Genomic DNA, 17,181 nt, shown 5'->3' with positions numbered 1-17,181 from the left:
CCCCCTTCTGCTGCCCGGCGGTGTGTGCCGACGGCCCGACCGGGCCTGGCCGGCCCGCCCACCTGGCCTGCCCGCCGTTCTCGGGCGCCCGGCCGGTCGCCCCCTTCCGTTTCGCGTCACGCGAAGTGTTTTCACGTCGCTCAAATCCCCGATTTGAGTGCGCACAAAACACTTTTGGTGACGCGAAACGCAGTTGGGCGCGGGGCATAAGAGTGGGCCCCCGCCACGAACGGCAGGGGCCCAGGGGAGGCGGCCGGAGATTTAGCTGATGGTCAGCATCTTCTGCCAGCCGTGCCCGATCTGAGTAGCTGGAGTCCACGAACCGCTGGCCTTGTTCAGGTAAGAGAACATCGTGCCCTCGTTGCGGATACCGATCAGGTCGTACTTGCCATCGCCGTTGAGGTCACCGGGGATGGAGGCGTAGGTGAAGCCACCCCAGCCGTGGCCGATCTGGCCCACGCCGTACAGGTAGCCGTTCGCAGCGCCCTCGTAGGCGAACATCCGGCCGTCTTCGTGGATGGCCACCAGGTCGTTGTGTGCCGAGCCGCTGAACTGGCCGGGGGCCAAGACGAAGCGCATTGAGTTCCAGCCGTGGCCGATCTTCATGCCGCTATGCAAGCCTACGGCGCTCACGTTGTAGCGGTACAGGTCGCCGGTCGCCACCTGGACGGCCACCACGTAGGTGTCCTTCGAGGAGCCGAGTGTACCCACGTAGGTGACGTTGTCCAACGCGTTCCAGCCATGGCCGGCCTTCAGGCCTTTGGTGAGGAAGCCGTCGCCGGCCGAGTACATGTAGTACAGGTCGCCGCTCTCGTAGCGGGCCAAGACGTCGGCGCGCCCGTCGCCGTTCACGTCAGGAATGGCGTCGATCTCCACGATGTCCTTGGCCCCGCACATGACCACGCCGCGGTGGACGAGGCCCTTGCCGGTGCCGGCGTAGAAGTGCACGGCACCTGAGCTATCGACCGACCACAGGTCAGCGTACGCATCGCCGGTGGCCTCGCCGAGCTTGCCGGTGGCGCGCGCGGGCTTGGCCGGGCGGTCCATGACCATGCACTGGCCGTGGTCGCCGCCCTGCTCGCCTTCGTCGGAGTCGCCGCCTGCGGGCGTGCACGCCACGTCGACGCCGAGGCCCGCGGCTTCACCCACGAGCTCCACGCCTGCTTCGTTCAGCACCGTGAGCGGGAGGTGGACCGTGCCCGCCGTCTTGCACTGCGCAGTGGCGGTCAGGGAGATGGGGGCGTCAACGTAACCGACGCCGTCGGCGGTGACGATCGCGTTCTCGTTCGCCGCGTTCGCGTCCTCGAGCGTGTTGTTGACCTTCGCGGTGGCGGTGACGTCGCCGAGCTTGACTGTGACGTCCTTGGTGCGGGCCTCACCCTCACCGGAGAAGGACAGGCCGCGCAGGCTCACCTTCGCCGACGCCGTGTTGCCCGCGACGTCGGCCGTGAGGCTCACGCCCACCGACTGCTTGGTCTCCCGCGGCTGGACCGTGGGGTTCTTCGTCAGGTACGCGCCGAAGAAGTCGCGATCCAGGCGGTCCGGGATCGTCTTGAGCGTGCCCGCGATCGAGGGATCCTTCAGTACGTCGAAGGAGTCGCCGCCGGAGAGAAGGAAGGTCACGGACGACACGGTGTACGTCTTCGCCGGGTCGATCGGCGCGCCGTCGATAAGGATGGAGGTCACGCGCTCGCCCATCGGCTTGGACGGGTCAAAGGTGTACCTCACGTTCTTCGACAGGCCGAGCTTGAGCATCGGGCGGGTCGAATCCTTGCCGAGCACCTTCCACTGCTGCTCGAGCAGGGTCTTGAACTGGGCGCCGGTCATCTTCACGTAGCCGACCTCGTTGGAGAACGGCTGGACCTTGAACACGTCGGCCACGGTCACCTTGCCGTCGGCCGGCAGGAGGTCGGCGCGGATGCCGCCGGCGTTGATGATGCCGATGTCGATCGGGTCGCCGTCGAGCGTGGTGATGGTCTCGCGCATTGCGTCGGCGATGAGGCCGCCGATCGTGGACTCGGTGCCGCGGTTCTCGCCGCGCGTCGCCTGGCCGTCCTTGACGGTCTGCTGGTAGCCGCGTGAGAAGTTGCCCGCGCCGTCGGCGATTACCTTCGAGCCGGCCTCGTGGGCCGCGGTCTTCGCCTGGTCGACTACGGCCTTGACCTCCGGGTCGTCGCCGCAGGTGGCGACTTCGGCGGCCGTGATCTGGACGGCCTCGGAGTCCACAACCTTCTTCGCCTTCGTGTCGTATGTGATGCGCAGGTTGGACAGGTTGTCAGTGAAGCTGCCGGACGCGGTGGCCGACAGCACGTGCCCGGACTCGGTGGCTACCTTGGTGAAGTAGTACGGCTTGTGGGTGTCGCCGCCCATGATGCCGTCCACGTACTCGCCCATCTTGGGGTAGGACTGGGCGACGTCGTTATCGTACATCGCGATGACGACGTCGGCCTCGCCCTTGGTCTTGATCTCCTTGGCGAGGTCGTTGATCACGGGGACGGGCTTGGAGAACTCCATCCCGTCGAACGTGCCGGGGAAGACCTTCGTGTCGGCGTCGTCCTCGATCGCGCCGATGAAGGCGACCTTGACGCCCGACGGCGACGTCCAGACCTCGTACGTGCCCAGGCCCTCGAGGCCCGTAATGTTGGCGCCGAGGTAGGGGAAGTTGACCTTCTCGTACGTCACGCCATCCACTGTGCCGCCGGTGAAGCGGGCGCGCAGGACCTCTTGGCCCTTGTCGAATTCGTGGTTGCCGATCGTGGAGGCAAACACGTCCATCTTGTTGAGGGCGGCGATGGTGGGGTTGTCGTGCTGTGAGCCCGAGGTGAACGGCGAGGCGCCGATGTTGTCGCCCAAGAGCACGAGCTGGGAGTTCGGGTTCTTCTTCTTCGCTTCCTTGACGTAGCAGGACATGGCGGACAGGCCGGCTTCGTTGACGGTCACCTTCCCGCCAACCTTCTTGGTCGTTTGCTCGATGTGGCCGTGGATGTCGGTGAGGTTGTATAGGTCGAGCACGACGATGTCCGAACCGGCTCCTTCGGGCGCGGGTTCGGCTTTTGCCGCGTCCTCGGCGGGCTCTGTCGCGGGAGCCTCAGCTTCGACGGAGGTCTCAGTCTCGACGGCGGCCGCGCGGCTGGCGTCGTCGGTGGTAGCAAGTGCAACGGTGGGTGAAAGGATGAGGCTGGAGGTGGCAACACTGCCGAGAACCAACCGCTTCGCTCGTTTCATAGGTTCGCCTTTCGGGTGGTGAGTTGTACAACCATTTTCCTTAGGTTTCGGATAGCCTAAATTGGCGGCCCGTCCCCCGAGGGTATGCGATGTCGCTAAGAGCATCATACCGCAGGGGGTGTTTTCACAGGTAGGGCGATGAGCTTCAGTCGAGGCGCATCCAGGTGTCGGTACGTACGCGCCACAGCATCGTGCCCCCGCGCACGGCCATGAAAACGATCGCGTACGCGCACCACAGCATCAGCATGCCGGCCGTGCCCAGGTGGCGGCCCGGGCCGGCGAGGAGGAGGGCGAGCGGGGCGAAGGCAGCCAACGCGGTGAGCATGTAGGTGGCGAGCATGCGGGTGTCGCCGGCGCCGATGAGCACGCCGTCGAGCATGTAGGCCACCGCCGCGATCGGCAGGGCGAGCGACGTGACCCACATGGACTGGGTGGCCAGCCACGCGACGCCCGCGTCCACGCTCATCACCCGCGGGATGACGAACGACAGGCCCGCGAGGACCACGCCGAGACCCGCCCCCACCTTCAAACCGTAGGCCAGGCAGCGGGAGAGGATTGTGCGCACACGCTCGCGATTGCCCGAGCCCAGGCCCTGGCCGACCAGGATCTGCGCGGCGGTGGCGAGGGCGTCCAGGCCGTAGGCGGCGAAGTTCCACATCGTCATGACAATCTGGTTCGCGGCGAGGGCCACCGTACCGAGCCCTGTGGCGGCGGCGATCTGGAGAAGGATGGCCCCGCGCAGGGAGAGGGTGCGGATGATGAGGGGGACGGCGTCGCGAACAGCGCGCAGCACGCCCACGCCGCTGGGGGCGAGGGAGACGCCGTGCGCCACGGCCAGCCTGAGGACCATCCACGCCAGGTAGATCCCCATGAGGGATTGGGCGATCGCGGTGCCGAGCCCGGCGCCAGCCACCCCGAGGCCCACGCCGTAGATGAGCGCGGCGTTCAGTGGGATGTTCGCCAGGGCGCCGGCGGTGGCGGCGATGAGGGGCGTGCGGGTATCGGCGAAGCCGCGCAGCGTGCCGTTGGCCGCGAGCACCAGCAGCATACCCGGCAGGCCGATCGCGGAGGCACGGGCGTAGGCCACCGCCTGATTGAGGACCGCGGGCTCCGGCCCGAACCAGCTGAGGATCGCGGGGGCGAAGCCCGCCAGGACCGCGCCGAGCGCCACGCCAAGGAGGGCGCCGAGCCACATCCCGTCCAGCCCCTGACGTAAGCCCCGGTCGGGCCTGCCCGCGCCGACGAAACGGGCGGTCGCCGCCGTCGTCGCGTAGGAAAGAAAAATGCACACGCCCACCAGCGTTGTGAGCAACGTCGAAGCCAGCGACAGGCCGGCCAGCGGGTTCGCGCCCAGCCGGCCGATCATCGTCGTATCCACGGCCACCAGTAGCGGCTCGGCCAGCAGCGTGGCGAGCGAGGGCAGGGCGAGCTGGCGGATCTCGCGGTCAATACTCACGCCGGGCAGCCCCTAGCGGCCAGGATTCTGCTGGGGGGCCTCCGTCACGACGACGACCTGCGCGTTTGCCTGCGGATCACCGCCGATCCAGGCGTTGTATTCGCCCTTGGTCAGCTCCACGCCGTCGAGCGCGAAGCCCGAGCTGGCCGGGAACGAATTGTTCGTCACCGAGGTGAGGCGGCTATTGGAGAAGTTCTGCATCGTGCGCGACATGCGGCCAAAGAAAGAGGTATCCCGTGAGACCGTGACGCCCCGGAGGCGGCCGACCGTCATCGTGCTTGCCTGCGAAATCCCCGGGCCCTGCTGGGGTGGCATGCGGACGGGGGCCTGACGCTGCTGGACCGGCTGGGCGTTCATGGTGCGGGTGGGCTGGCGCGGCGGGGCGTCCTGGCGCGGGGCCTCCGTGAAGGAGCGGGGTGCCCGCTTGGCCATCTCGCGGGCCCGGCGCCTGTCGCGCTTCTGGCGGCGCTTATTGGCCTTGGCGTAGTCGCCCGCTAGGAAGGGCGATTCGAGGCTCTCCGCGCGGTGCGGGAGCGAGAAGCCCTTCGTTGAGGAAACCCACGCCGAACCGGTCGTGTTGTCGGAATAGAAACTCACCATGATTCCTCCCTGCCTACACCATAAGAATACCGCAGGGCCCGCCGGCGCGGCCCGCCAACGCTTGCTCGCGGGCCCGATGACACGCCGGCGTGTTCTTCAAGTAGCGTGTCGCGACCTAAGGTGAAAACTTGTCAACATCCCGGTTGCTTATCCACTGGTGTGGATAGTGCTGTTGAAGAAATATCGCCAAAACCGCACCACCTTTCCACAAATCTCGGCGCATGTGTGTAACGCTGTGGACAACCTGTGGTCGTTATCCCTCTAACATCCACAGAGGCCCCGCGAGTGTCCACAGTATTTCTTCAACAAGCCACAGACAAAGCCGCAGCCTGTGGAAAACTGACGGCTCGGTCGTCGTCGACGATTTGACAACATGGCCCGCGCAGGAAGCCGCACCCGAGTTTCCCGGGGGTTACACGCGAGCCGGCCGCGGCAGGTAAGGTCTAACCGAGAGTGAAGGAGGGGCCGTGAGCGAGAATGTGTTTGAGCGCGTGCCGCCGCAGGACATGGAGGCGGAGCGCTCGGTGCTGGGCGGCATGATGATCAACAAGGACGCGATCGCCGACGTCATCGAGATCTTGCAAGGCGCCGACTTCTACCGTCCCGCACACACCATTATTTACGACGCCGTCCTCGACCTGTTCTCCAAGGGCGAGCCGGCCGACGCCATCACCGTGGCCGCGGAGATTGCCCGGCGTGGCGAGCTGGAGCGCGTGGGCGGGCGCACCTACATCTTCGACCTCGTCAACGGCGTGCCCACCGCCGCGAACACCTCCTATTACGCGCGGATCGTCCACGAGCAGGCCCAGCTGCGCTCCCTCATCGAGGTGGGCACCCGCATCACCCAGCTGGGGTACACGACGGACGGCGCCGACGTCGTCGAACTGGTGAACATGGCTCAGTCTGAGGTCTTCCAGATGACCGAGTCGCGCACGAAGTCCGACTACACGCCCTTCCGCGAGATCGTGCCCGGGCTGATCGAGGAGCTGGAGATCAACGCGAGCCGGGACGGGAAGGTCTCGGGGCTCGCCACCGGATTCCACGAGCTCGACGGCGTGCTCAACGGCCTGCGGCCCGGGCAGATGGTGATCGTGGCTGCGCGTCCCGGCATGGGGAAAACCACCATCGCTATGGACTTTTGCCGGCACATCGCCTTCCGTGAGAACAAGCCGGTGGCCTTCTTCTCCCTGGAAATGGGGCGCACGGAGCTGGCCATGCGCGTGCTTGCGGCGGAGGGGGAGATCCCGCTGTCGGCCCTAATCTCCGGTGACATCCGTCAAAACCAGTGGGAGCGCATCTCCACCACGCTGGCCCGGATCGCCGAGGGCCCGCTCTACGTGGACGACTCGCCCAACCTCACGATGATGGAAATCCGCGCGAAGGCCCGGCGGATGCGCCAGCAGCACGGGATCGAAATGGTGGTCATCGACTACCTCCAGCTCCTCACCTCAGGCGGGCGCACCCCCGAATCGCGCCAGCAAGAGGTCTCGGAATTCTCCCGGTCGATCAAGCTGCTCGCCAAGGAGCTCGACGTGCCGATCATCGCAATCGCCCAGCTCAACCGAAACCCCGAACAGCGCAACGACAAGACCCCGCAGGTGTCCGACCTGCGCGAATCTGGCTCGCTCGAGCAGGACGCCGACGTCGTCCTTCTCATCAACCGCCCCCAAGCCGAGGACGGCTCCATGAACCCGCCGCCCGCCGAGGTGATCGTGGGCAAGAACCGCTCCGGCCCCACCGCGAAGATCGAGCTGGCTTTCCAGGGCAACTACACGCGCTTTGCCAACTTCGGCGGAGAGTAAAGTAGCACGTGACCTGGCCGATAGACAACATCCTGGGGGTTGACTAGCCTGATTCTTTAAGGAGATGGTGCATGTCGCGCACGTTTGAGTCGTTTGAGGTCAGGAACTACAGGTACTTTTTCGCCGGGGCGTTGGTGTCGAATATCGGCACGTGGATCTTCCGGGTCGCCCAAGATTGGCTGGTGCTGACCGACCTCACCGAAGGTTCCTCCGCCGCGCTCGGCATCGTCACCGCGCTGCAGTTCCTCGCGATCCCGTTCCTTGCCCCCTACGCGGGCGGGATCGTGGACCGGATGGACAAGCGTAAGGTCCTCATGGTCACCCAGGGGCTGCTGTGGCTTAACGCCGTGGCGATGTGGCTGGTGGTGTACACCGGCGCGGTGCAACTGTGGCACATCTACGCGCTGGCGTTCACGCAGGGCCTGGTGGTCGCGTTCGACAACCCCGCCCGCCAAGCCTTCGTCCCCGAAATCGTCTCGCAGGACCGGCTGGCGAACGCCGTGGGCCTGAATTCGACGTCGTTCAACGCGGCGCGCCTCATCGGCCCGGGCATGGCCGGCTTCATGATCGCGGCCTTTAACGACGACGTCGCCCCGGCACTCCTCATCAACGCCCTGTCGTTTGTGGGCATGTTCGGTGCGCTGCTCGCGATGAAGACCTCCGAGCTACACCCCTCGCCGCGTGCCGAGAAGAAGGGGGCCACGCGCGGCGGTTTCAGGTACGTGAAGTCGAAGCCGGACATCGTGGTGCTGCTGGTCATCGTCTTCATGCTGGGCACGTTCGGCATGAACTTCCAGATCTTTAACGCCACGATGGCCACCGAGGCGTTCGGCAAGGGATCGGGCGAGTACGGCCTGCTCGGCACGATCATGGCGATCGGCACGCTGGCGGGCGCGCTCATGGCGGCGCGGCGCAAGCGGCCGCGCCTGCGCACCATCCTCCTGTCGCTCATGGCGTTCTCACTGGCCACGATCGGGCTGGCCTTCACGCCGAACTACCTGGCCTACTCGGTGCTGCTCGTGCCCGCAGGGTTCTTCGCCCTAACCGTTATGACCAGCGCGAACGCCGCGGTCCAGCTCAGTTCCGACCCGCTGTACCGCGGGCGTGTCATGGCGATCTACATGGCGATCTTCCTGGGCGGCACCCCGCTGGGCGCGCCGATCATCGGCTGGCTCGGGGATGTGTTTGGGCCGCGGTCCACGCTGCTGCTGGGCGGCGGGGTCAACCTCCTGACCGTGCTCGGGATCCTGGCCTACTTCAGCACGAAGGGCATGCGGCTGCGCCTGCACTTCACTAACTACCTGCCGCGCATCCACGCCGAGTGGACCGTGCAGGCCAACGAGAAGATGGTGGGGATGTAGGGTGGCGGCGCGGCCGGCCCGGCCCGGGGCCAGGGTGCGCCCGGGGGAGGGCCACAACCAGCCCTCCGGCCACGCCCCCCACAGATGCTGCACTACTCGGCAAGATGCGGCACTAATTTCCCGTTATTTTGTGCCGCATCTTGCGGTTTAGTATCCCGTTTGCGCAGAGCGAGGGCTGGGGTCGGAGTAGGGGTGCGCCCGCCGGCCCGCCCGCCGGCGGCGGCTCAGCTGAGTTCAGCGCCCAGGCGCTGGAAGAACTCCCACTGGTAGTCCAGGTTCGCTATCCACAGCTCATGGGCCGGCGTCGTGGCGCACTCGTAGTCGTACTGGGCGCGCAGGGACTCGAGGTAGGAGTCGATGAAGGCGAGCTGCTCGGGCGTCGACTTGGCCATGAAGTCCACGTACCGCAGCGTGTCGGCGATCCGGTACGCGCTGAAACGGTCCACGTTGTCGCAGTCCCCGATCGAGCGCGCCACCAGCCCCGGCTCGCGGTCAAAAACGAGATAGGCCCGGCCCCGCGCGTCGGCGTCGGTGCCCTCCCCGTCCTCGCGCGGGTTGAACCGGCCGTCAACGTGCATCGCGATGCCCTGCGCGATCTCCTCGGCCGCCGCCCCGCCAAAGCCGAGGCCATCGAAGTACTCTTTCACGACGAGCGCGCCCGCCCGGCCGTGATCGACCGGAACGGCGGCGTCGTACTTGCCGACGTCGTGAAGCAGGCACCCGAGCTCGAGCGCGTCGGCGTCCAGGCCGGCCTCGAGCCCGACCCGGCGGCCGATGCGGGCCACGCGAAGGCAGTGCTCGTAGCGGTAGCGGCGCGAGCCCTCGGATGCGGGCGCGGCCGCCAGGTGCTCGTAGAGGAACACCCGGGCGGCCGCGAAATCCGGATACATATTACTTGCCGCAGCTGCCGGCGCCGTTACCGCAGCCACCCTCGCCGCAGTTGGCGCAGTCGCCGTCGCCGCTACAGCCTTCGCCCTCGTCGGGCGTGGCGTCCGAGTAGTCCATCTGGGCGGCGTAGGTGTAGTCGGCGTCCTGCTTGGGTTCGAACGCGCCCTGCCACACTGTGGAGAACGGGGTGTTGGCCCGCACCTGCGCGTCGATGCCCTGCGTGACCAGGTCCTTCGCCACGCGCACGGCCTTGTGGATATCCGAGCCCTTGGCCAGCTCCGCGGTGATCGCGGCGGCGAACGTGCAGCCCGCGCCCGACACGCGTGAGTTGCCGATCTTCGGCACCGAGTACGCGAGCGCCTGCTCGCCGTCCCACAGCACATCCACGGCCTCGTCGCCCGGGAAGTCCATCCCGCCCTTGACCACCACGTACTTCGGGCCCAGCTCCGAGATCCGCATCGCGGCCTCGGCCAGGTGTTCCAGGGTCTCGAGCTTGTCCATGCCGGCCAGAGTGCAGGCCTCGAAGTAGTTCGGGGTGGCCACGGTGGCCAGCGGCAGGATCTTCTCCCGCAGCGCGTTATCGGTGTCGAGCGCCATGCCCGGCTCCTGACCCTTGCAGATGAGCACCGGGTCCACCACGATATTCTTCCACTCCTGGCTCTTCAGGCCTTCGGCGACGGCGTCGATCGTGGGCACCGTGCCCAGCATACCGATCTTGACCGTATCCAGGTTGGCGTGCGACATCGCCGCGCGCATCTGGTCGCTGATCACGCCGGACTCGACGGGCACGAACTTATGGTTCCAGCCATCCGCCGGGTCGAAGGAAACGATACAGGTGAGTGTACCCAGGCCGTAACAGCCGAGCTCATGGAACGTCTTGAGATCCACCTGGAATCCCGCTCCGCCCGTGGCTTCAGAACCTGCAATCGTGTACGCGTACGTGACCATGAATAACCTTTCAACGTTGGCCGAAATTGGCGCGGCCGGCGGAGACGATTTTAGTCCCCGCCGGCCGCAAAGACGAATGTTTACATGCGGTCGAACACGTCCGGGTGCTTGCCGGTGCGCCCGGGCTCGCCCCTGTCGAGCACGTCGATCCGCGCGATCTGATCCTCGGTGAGCGTGACGTCTTGCGAGGCGAAGTTTTCCTTCTGGCGATCTGCGTGCGTGGACTTCGGGATCGCGATGTGGCCCTTGGCCAGGTGCCAGGCGAGCACCGCCTGCGCCGGGGTGGCCCCCACCTCGGCCGCGACCTCCCCGATCACCGGATCGTCCAGCACGCCGCCGCGCCCGAGCGGCGACCACGCCTCCACCGCGATCCCGCGCTCGGCACAGTAGGCCGCCAGCTCGGCGTTCGTAAAGTAGGGGTGCAGCTCGATCTGGTTGACCGCCGGCAGGATCGACGTGCCCGACGCCAGCTTCTCCAGGTGGTGGATCTCAAAGTTCGACACGCCAATCGCGCGCGCCTGGCCCGACTCCACAAACTCCTCCATCACGCGGTACGTGGTGATGAAGTCCCCGCCGTAGAACATCGGCATCGGCCAATGAATAAGGAAGAGGTCCACGTAGTCGGTCTGCAAGTCCGCCAGCGACTGGGCGAAGGTCCGCCGCACGTCGTCGGGCCGGTGGTTGGGGGTGTTGAGCTTCGTGGTGACGAAGATATCCTCACGGGGGATGCCCGTTGCCGCGAGCGCCCGGCCCACCCCGAGCTCGTTGCGATACATCTGCGCGGTGTCAATGTGGCGGTAGCCCACCTCGAGCGCGGAGGCCACGGCCGCCGGCGCTGCGTCGTTGTCGATCTTGTAGGTGCCAAAGCCAAGCTGTGGAATATTCATGTTTTCATCCTAGCCCGCGGTGCGAAGGTGTGCCTGGGCGGGCCGGAGGGCGCACGGATGCGCCCGGCACGGGCGGGCCAGCGCGGGCCTCCGGCGTGGCTAACTTGTGAAAATATGCCCGGATTGGGCAGTTTTCGCGACGAAACGGCTCTAAATCCTGATCTCCCCACAACCCCGCCACGGCGCCGACCCGAGCCAAAACTAAAACCGCAGGTCAGAGAGTTGCTCTCCTGCCGATGGCAAAAGGTGCCCGCTAGCCGAGCGCCTCGAGCAGCGGCCCGACCACCGCCGCGCCATGCGTGCGAAGCGCGTCGTGGTGCCAGTCCTCGGAGATGAGCACTTTGATCCCGGCGATCTCGGCAGCGGTCTCCAGGCAGATCTCCACGGGTACGAACATGTCCGGCCGGTACACCCACGCCGCCACCGGCACGGTGTTGCGGGCGAGCGCGGCGCGGTCGTGCAGGTTGGGCAAGTCCTCGCGGCCGGCCAGGATGCTCACCGTCTCGGCCATCGGAGCCAGCGCCGGATCCTCCTCCCCCTGCCAGGGGAACACGTGCTCACCCGTGAAGCGGAAGCCGTGCCCCTCGGCGCGAAGGGCGGCTTCGGCGCTCGCGGTTGCCTCCGGCTGGCGGAACTGCGCAAACTCCCCGCGCACCCGATCCGCCGCCCACCTCGGCGCCACCCCGCGCTGCTGGTAGATCGACTCATGCAGCGCCCAGTACAACGGCGTTGCCCCGTAGCTCAGCGCCGCTCCCACGGCTGTCAGGAATCGCGAGCTCAGCCGCTTTCCAACGACGCCGTCGTCCCCACCCGCGCCCGGCACCTCGACGAACGGGTCCTCCAGCATGTAGTGCAGGGCTTCGAGCCCGTAGCTGTGCCCGAGCTCGAGGCCGAGCATCCGGAACCGTCGGGCGGTCAGCGGCTCGCCGGTGGGCAGGAGTTCGGGGGTACCGGCCGTGGCGGCGTCGGCAAGATGCGTGACGATCCGCCAGCATGTCTCCTCATCTTCGGGGTAGCGCGCGAAGAACTCGGCGTTGCGGGCCGCGGTGCGGGCGAAGGTGAGGCGGTAGACGTCGTCGGGGTGGCGCCACGTGGAGGGCAGGCCGGCGGTGATGAACGCCCGGCTCAGCCCGCGCGGGGCCTGGGATAGGTAGGTGGTGATGCAGAACCCGCCAAACGACTGGCCCATCGCCGCCCACGGCTCATCGCCCTGCAGGGCGTGGCGCAGGGCCTCGGCGTCGGCGACGATCGAATCCTGCCGGAAGCACGCCAGGTAGTCGGCCTGCTGGTCGGGGGTGCCGACGCCGGCCAACACGGCGGCGTCGATCGCGGCGGACTGGCCGGTGCCGCGCTCGTCGAGCATGACCAGGCGGTAGTCCTCAAGCACGCGGGCTACCCAGCCAGATTCGGTGGTCTGGCGGGTGCCGGCCGACCCCGGGCCGCCTTGGAAGAAAACTAGGCGCGGCTTGTCCTCGCAGCCCGCGCGCACGAACTCGCGGGCGAAGACCTGGATCGTGGCATCCGGGCGCGGCGGACGGTAGCCCAGGCCCGGGTGGGCCAACGGCACCTCAAGGCGGTGCTCAATGAGCGTGGTGGGGTGCTCCCACGGGACCTCGTAGCTCACCTGCCGGTGTTGCGCCGACGTCGTACATGCGGGCGCGCCCGTAACCTCGGCCTGCGTCACTGCTCGTCCTCCGAACGCAGGCGTGGCGCGGTGCCCTGGGCGGGCTTAAACCCGGCGGCGTCGGCGTAAAACTCGCGGATGACGTCCATGTCGGCCGCGACGTCGCCCGTCAGCTCGATCGTCTTGCCCCAGCCGTACACGTGCCGGGTGGAGTCAATGAAGCCGAGCGTGACCGGCAGGCCGGCCCCGCGAGCGATGTGGTAGAAGCCGGACTTCCAGTAGTCGCGCTTCTTGCGCGTGCCCTCGGGGGCGATGATGAGCGAAAAGCGATCCTCGCCCTCAAGCTGCTCGATGATGCCTGCCACCATCCCGTTCGGGTGGCTGCGATCCACGCCAATCCCGCCCAGGGCGCGCACGATCGGCGCGAGCGGCCCGCGCATCACCGAGTCCTTCACCAAAAACTTAAACGGTACGCCCTTATCCCACAGGGCCATGAGCATGAACCAGAAATCCCAGTTCGACGTGTGGTAGGCGCCGATCACGATCGACTTCTTCGGCAGTGGCGCCTCCTCCGCGAACGTCCATTTCGACAGGCGCTGGTATGTCTTAGAAAAAAGTCGTTTGAAACTCATAGTTCTCCTTGCGATGTGGGCGGCGGGGTGGGCGGGGCCGCGGCGAGCGTTGTGGGACGACGCGCGGCGGGCGACGTCGTCGGCCCTAGGCCTTGGGGCGGGCGAGCTCGGTGGCGATCACCTGGTCCATCGTCTCGATGGGGATGAACCCGGGGACGTAGCTGTAGCCGACGATGAACGCCGGCGTGCCGGAGATGCCGAGCGAGGTGGCCGTGGTGCGGACATCCTCGATGGCGGCGACGGTCTCGGGCGCGGTCATGTCGGCGCGGAACTTCTCCAGGTCTGCCACCCCGATCGCTTTGGCGACGGCGGCGATCCCGTCCTCGCTGGCCTCCACCGCGTCGCCGGCCACGTGGTGGTCGTAGACGTAGGAGTGGTACTCGAGGAACTTGCCCTGGTTCGCGGCGGCCACCGCGCCCTGTGCCAGCAAGGTCGACTCGTCGCCCAAAATCGCCAAGTTGTGGTACTCCACGCGCACCGTACCGTCATCAATGTAGTGCTGCATCTTCGGTTCGGTCTCCGTGGCCGCCTTCGCGCAGTAACCGCAACGGAAGTCGAAGTAGACCTGCATGACGATGTCCGCATCCAGGTCCCCCACCGCCATCGGATCGTCCGGGTCGAGGCGCCACAGGCCCTCCACCAGCTCCTTAAGCTCCGCACTCGGCGCGGTTGGCTCGGTCGCCTCGGCGCTGGGGCTGGCGCCGTCGGGCGTCGTGGCCTCGGACGTGGCGGACGCGGACGGTGTCGTCGGCTCAGGCTCGGCCTCCGAGGAACGATTGAGCACCAGCATGACGACGAGCGCCACCACCACCGTGGCAAGCAACACCACGGTCATGATGAGGTTACGGACGGTCTTGTTCATGCATTTCTCCTGCGGCGGTCGGAATTATCGGTTTGAGGTTAGAGGACGTAGCCGAAGAGCGGCGAGTTGGGCTCGAGCTTCTCGATCTCGAGGTCGGAGGCATCCATGCGGGCGCGCAGGTCGTCGATCTTGGTGCGGTCCTCGATCTCGATGCCCACCAGCGCCGGGCCCGTCTCACGGTTGTTCTTCTTCGTGTACTCGAACAAGATGATGTCCTCGCCCTCGGAGAGCACGTCGTCGAGGAACGTGCGTAGCGCGCCCGGGCGCTGCGGGAAGGTGACGAGGAAGTAGTGGCGCAGGCCCTCGTGGATCATGGAGCGCTCTACGATGTCGTCGTAGCGCATCACATCATTGTTGCCGCCGGAGATGATGCAGGCGACGGGGCCGTCGGGCAGGTCGGTGAGGTAGTCGCCGAGCGCGGCCGGAGCGAGCGCACCCGACGGCTCAGCGATGATGCCCTCCACCTGGTACAGCTCCAGCATCTCCGTGCAAATCGCGCCCTCGGGCACGATCACGATCTCATCGCACAGGTCAGCCACGATCTGGTAGGTGAGGTTGCCGGCACGGGCAACGGCCGTGCCGTCGGCGAAATTATCCACGGTCTCCAGGGTCTGCGGGGCGCCCGCCTTGAGGGCCGCCGCCATCGACGCCGCCCCCGCCGGCTCCACGCCCACCACCTTCACCTCCGGGTGGAACTGCTTCACCCACGCCAGCGTGCCGGACAGGAGGCCTCCGCCGCCCACCGGCACTACCACAGTTGCCGGCGGAGTAGGGGCCTGCTCGAAGATCTCCTTCACCACCGTGCCCTGGCCGGCGATCGTCCGCGGGTCGTCGAAAGGGTGGACGTAGACGGCGTCGTTCTCCTTGGCAAACGCGATCGCGGCCTCGGAACACTCATCGAAAGACGTACCCACCGTGCGCAACGTGACCCACTCCCCACCAATCGCCGCGATGCGGTTGCGCTTTTGGCGCGGCGTGGTGGACGGGATGAAGATCGTGCCGTGAATGTGCTTCTTGTTGCACGCGAACGCCACGCCCTGCGCGTGATTACCCGCCGACGCACACACCACCCCATTCGGCGCCGCGGCCGGGCCCAGGCCGGCAAGGAAGTTGTAGGCACCGCGCACCTTATACGAGCGCCCCACTTGGATATCCTCGCGCTTGAGCAGCACCTGGCGGCCCACCTTGGCAGACAGGCGCACGGATTCCTCAAGCGGGGTGGTCCACACTGTCGAGCCCAGGGTCTGCGCCGCGACCACCACGTCCGTACCGGTCACATTCGTCATATCCCCATCTTTCCGCGTGAGCAACTCGAAACCAAATTGTTGCCACTATTCGGCGGGGAAATTGCGGGGCCGGTATTGTGGAGGGATAAAGCCGGGGTTGCGATGGAGGTGGCGGGATGCGGAAGCGGGCAGTTGCGCTGGTGCTCGCCGGGTGTGCTGTGCTTACCGCGTGCACCGACGTCACCAAGCCAGCTTCCCCGACGGTGACGCCGTCCGCCCCCGACTCGGCGAGCGCGCCGGGGGCGGACGAGCCGAGCGCCGAGCCCACGCCCGAACCCGTACGTAACCCCTATGAGGGCGGCGCCGAACGGGACTGGTCGGTGGAGCTGCCGGGCCGGCCGACGGCCGTGGTGTACGACAGGCAGTCGGGCACGTTGATCGCCGCGCTCGCGGAGGCGCGGGGCACGCAGCTGCACGCCTTCAGTGTGTCGAGTTCCGGGCGCACGCTCCCCATCTGGACCTACGACATCCCTGACGCCACCGACATCCTCGCGATGGACGCCTCGAGCGGGTCGGTGTTCGTGTCGGTGGGGGATGCGGGGGCTGGTTCTGGGGACGCTGGTTCTGGGGGTGCCGGGGCCGCGGAGGCGAATGCCGGGGGTGCGGACGCGGGCCGGGCGACGGCGTCGTCGGGAAAAATGACGGACGCCGTGCCGAGCGATTTTATTGTGCTGGGGGCGAGGTCAGGCGCGGAGGAGCTGAGGTGGACGCGGGCGCATGTGCTGGACACGGAGGTGCCGTGGCTGGTCGGCGCGTATGACGCGGGCGCGGGGATCGTGCGGCTCGGGCGCGACTCGGTGCTCGCCGCGGTGATCGCCTCCGGTGGGCGCGTGATCGAAGACGAGCGGCTGTTCACGGCGGATGCGCAGGTGAGGCTCGGGGTCGACATCGTGGATACCGGGATTCCGGGCACCGCCGGCACCACGTTCGTGACCTACCCCGGGCTGAGCAAGGTCAGCGGGGACAAGTGCTGGTCCGTCACCGACGGAATCGTGTGCGTGGGCGCGGGCCAGGTGGTGGAGTACGACGCGCGCGCAAACCTCCGGCGCGAAACGCCGCTGCGGGCCGGGAGCGCCGGGGAGGTCTACGAGGTCGCGGGCATGGATCCCGACGTCACTGCGCGCGAGCTGGCCGAGGCGCTCGCGGAGCGGGCTGATGCGGCGGGCGTGGATTCGGCCGGCGAAGGCGCCGGGGGTTCTGGTTCGGGTGCGTCCGGTGGTGCTGGCACCGGCGAGTCCGACTCCGCCGATTCCGATGTGCCCGAGGCCGACAAGCCCGCTGCCAATGCGCGGGATCGTGCCACGGTGGCCGTGCTCGCGGACGGGCGCTGGCTCACCGACATCCCCGCGGGCGCCGAGCTCTTCGCGCGCGGCGCCCCGTTTGCCCAGGCCGGGAATGCGATCGTCAACCTGGTCACGGGTGAGGCACTGGTGGAGGATGCGCTCGTGGGCGAAGGCCACAGCGCCGACATGTTCTTCGAGTGGGACGGCTCCGCCCTGCATTATTTGCGCCCGCTCGGCCGCTGATTAGCCCCGGCGGCTGGACTGCCGGGCTCCGGGAACTGGGTGCGTGGGCCCGGTTGGCTCCCAGGCGTAGCCTCTGCACAGGGC

13 protein-coding genes are annotated in these 17,181 nt (G+C 67.2%); 3 read left to right on the top strand and 10 right to left on the bottom strand.

The window, feature by feature from the left end; all coding sequences use genetic code 11:
- Window positions 1-261: 261 nt before the first annotated feature.
- The 3 genes from HMPREF3167_RS05710 to HMPREF3167_RS05700 all read right to left on the bottom strand — a co-directional run bounded on the left by HMPREF3167_RS05710 (window position 262) and on the right by HMPREF3167_RS05700 (window position 5,281).
- Window positions 262-3,225 (bottom strand): bifunctional metallophosphatase/5'-nucleotidase, encoded by a 2,964-nt coding sequence (locus tag HMPREF3167_RS05710; RefSeq protein WP_068538934.1) that lies wholly within the window; start codon window positions 3,223-3,225, stop codon window positions 262-264.
- Between the two features lie 145 nt (window positions 3,226-3,370).
- Complete coding sequence (locus tag HMPREF3167_RS05705; RefSeq protein WP_244899238.1) at window positions 3,371-4,681, bottom strand: MATE family efflux transporter; 1,311 nt, start codon at window positions 4,679-4,681, stop codon at window positions 3,371-3,373.
- 12 nt (window positions 4,682-4,693) lie between these two features.
- Window positions 4,694-5,281 (bottom strand): hypothetical protein, encoded by a 588-nt coding sequence (locus HMPREF3167_RS05700; protein ID WP_062612908.1) that lies wholly within the window; start codon window positions 5,279-5,281, stop codon window positions 4,694-4,696.
- Between the two features lie 467 nt (window positions 5,282-5,748).
- Here HMPREF3167_RS05700 and dnaB point away from each other — a divergent pair, with 467 nt between their 5' ends.
- A complete protein-coding gene (gene dnaB, locus HMPREF3167_RS05695; protein ID WP_062612909.1) occupies window positions 5,749-7,083 on the top strand; it encodes a replicative DNA helicase in 1,335 nt (444 codons plus the stop codon).
- Window positions 7,084-7,154: 71 nt separating this feature from the next.
- On the top strand, window positions 7,155-8,444 hold the full coding sequence (locus tag HMPREF3167_RS05690) for an MFS transporter (RefSeq protein ID WP_062612911.1): 1,290 nt from the start codon (window positions 7,155-7,157) through the stop codon (window positions 8,442-8,444).
- Between the two features lie 224 nt (window positions 8,445-8,668).
- Here the strand turns inward: HMPREF3167_RS05690 and HMPREF3167_RS05685 are convergent, their stop codons facing one another.
- From HMPREF3167_RS05685 to ilvA, 7 genes are all read right to left on the bottom strand, one after another.
- Window positions 8,669-9,334 carry an HD domain-containing protein gene (locus tag HMPREF3167_RS05685; RefSeq protein ID WP_062612913.1) on the bottom strand — a complete coding sequence of 222 codons (666 nt, stop codon included), beginning with the start codon at window positions 9,332-9,334 and terminating at the stop codon, window positions 8,669-8,671.
- 1 nt (window position 9,335) lies between these two features.
- Window positions 9,336-10,280: a hydroxymethylpyrimidine/phosphomethylpyrimidine kinase gene (locus HMPREF3167_RS05680; RefSeq protein WP_083281094.1), complete on the bottom strand. Its 945-nt coding sequence runs from the start codon at window positions 10,278-10,280 to the stop codon at window positions 9,336-9,338.
- Between the two features lie 80 nt (window positions 10,281-10,360).
- Window positions 10,361-11,167: an aldo/keto reductase gene (locus HMPREF3167_RS05675; RefSeq protein ID WP_062612915.1), complete on the bottom strand. Its 807-nt coding sequence runs from the start codon at window positions 11,165-11,167 to the stop codon at window positions 10,361-10,363.
- Window positions 11,168-11,420: 253 nt separating this feature from the next.
- A complete protein-coding gene (locus tag HMPREF3167_RS05670) occupies window positions 11,421-12,851 on the bottom strand; it encodes an alpha/beta fold hydrolase (RefSeq protein WP_236698645.1) in 1,431 nt (476 codons plus the stop codon).
- Complete coding sequence (locus HMPREF3167_RS05665) at window positions 12,848-13,423, bottom strand: 1-acyl-sn-glycerol-3-phosphate acyltransferase (protein ID WP_062612917.1); 576 nt, start codon at window positions 13,421-13,423, stop codon at window positions 12,848-12,850. The genes HMPREF3167_RS05670 and HMPREF3167_RS05665 overlap by 4 nt, the downstream gene beginning before the upstream one ends.
- An 85-nt stretch (window positions 13,424-13,508) precedes the next feature.
- Window positions 13,509-14,285 carry a DsbA family protein gene (locus HMPREF3167_RS05660; protein ID WP_070445978.1) on the bottom strand — a complete coding sequence of 259 codons (777 nt, stop codon included), beginning with the start codon at window positions 14,283-14,285 and terminating at the stop codon, window positions 13,509-13,511.
- A gap of 38 nt (window positions 14,286-14,323) precedes the next feature.
- On the bottom strand, window positions 14,324-15,571 hold the full coding sequence (gene ilvA, locus HMPREF3167_RS05655; RefSeq protein ID WP_070445975.1) for a threonine ammonia-lyase IlvA: 1,248 nt from the start codon (window positions 15,569-15,571) through the stop codon (window positions 14,324-14,326).
- 116 nt (window positions 15,572-15,687) lie between these two features.
- Between ilvA and HMPREF3167_RS05650 the strand changes: the two genes are divergently transcribed.
- A complete protein-coding gene (locus HMPREF3167_RS05650) occupies window positions 15,688-17,097 on the top strand; it encodes a hypothetical protein (RefSeq protein WP_070445972.1) in 1,410 nt (469 codons plus the stop codon).
- Window positions 17,098-17,181 lie beyond the last annotated feature (84 nt).

The organism is Trueperella sp. HMSC08B05 (assembly GCF_001808405.1).
In the GTDB taxonomy this organism is placed as follows: domain Bacteria; phylum Actinomycetota; class Actinomycetes; order Actinomycetales; family Actinomycetaceae; genus Trueperella; species Trueperella bernardiae.
The sequence above is the reverse complement of the archived record's forward strand: the minus strand, read 5'-3'. Positions and strand labels throughout refer to the sequence as shown.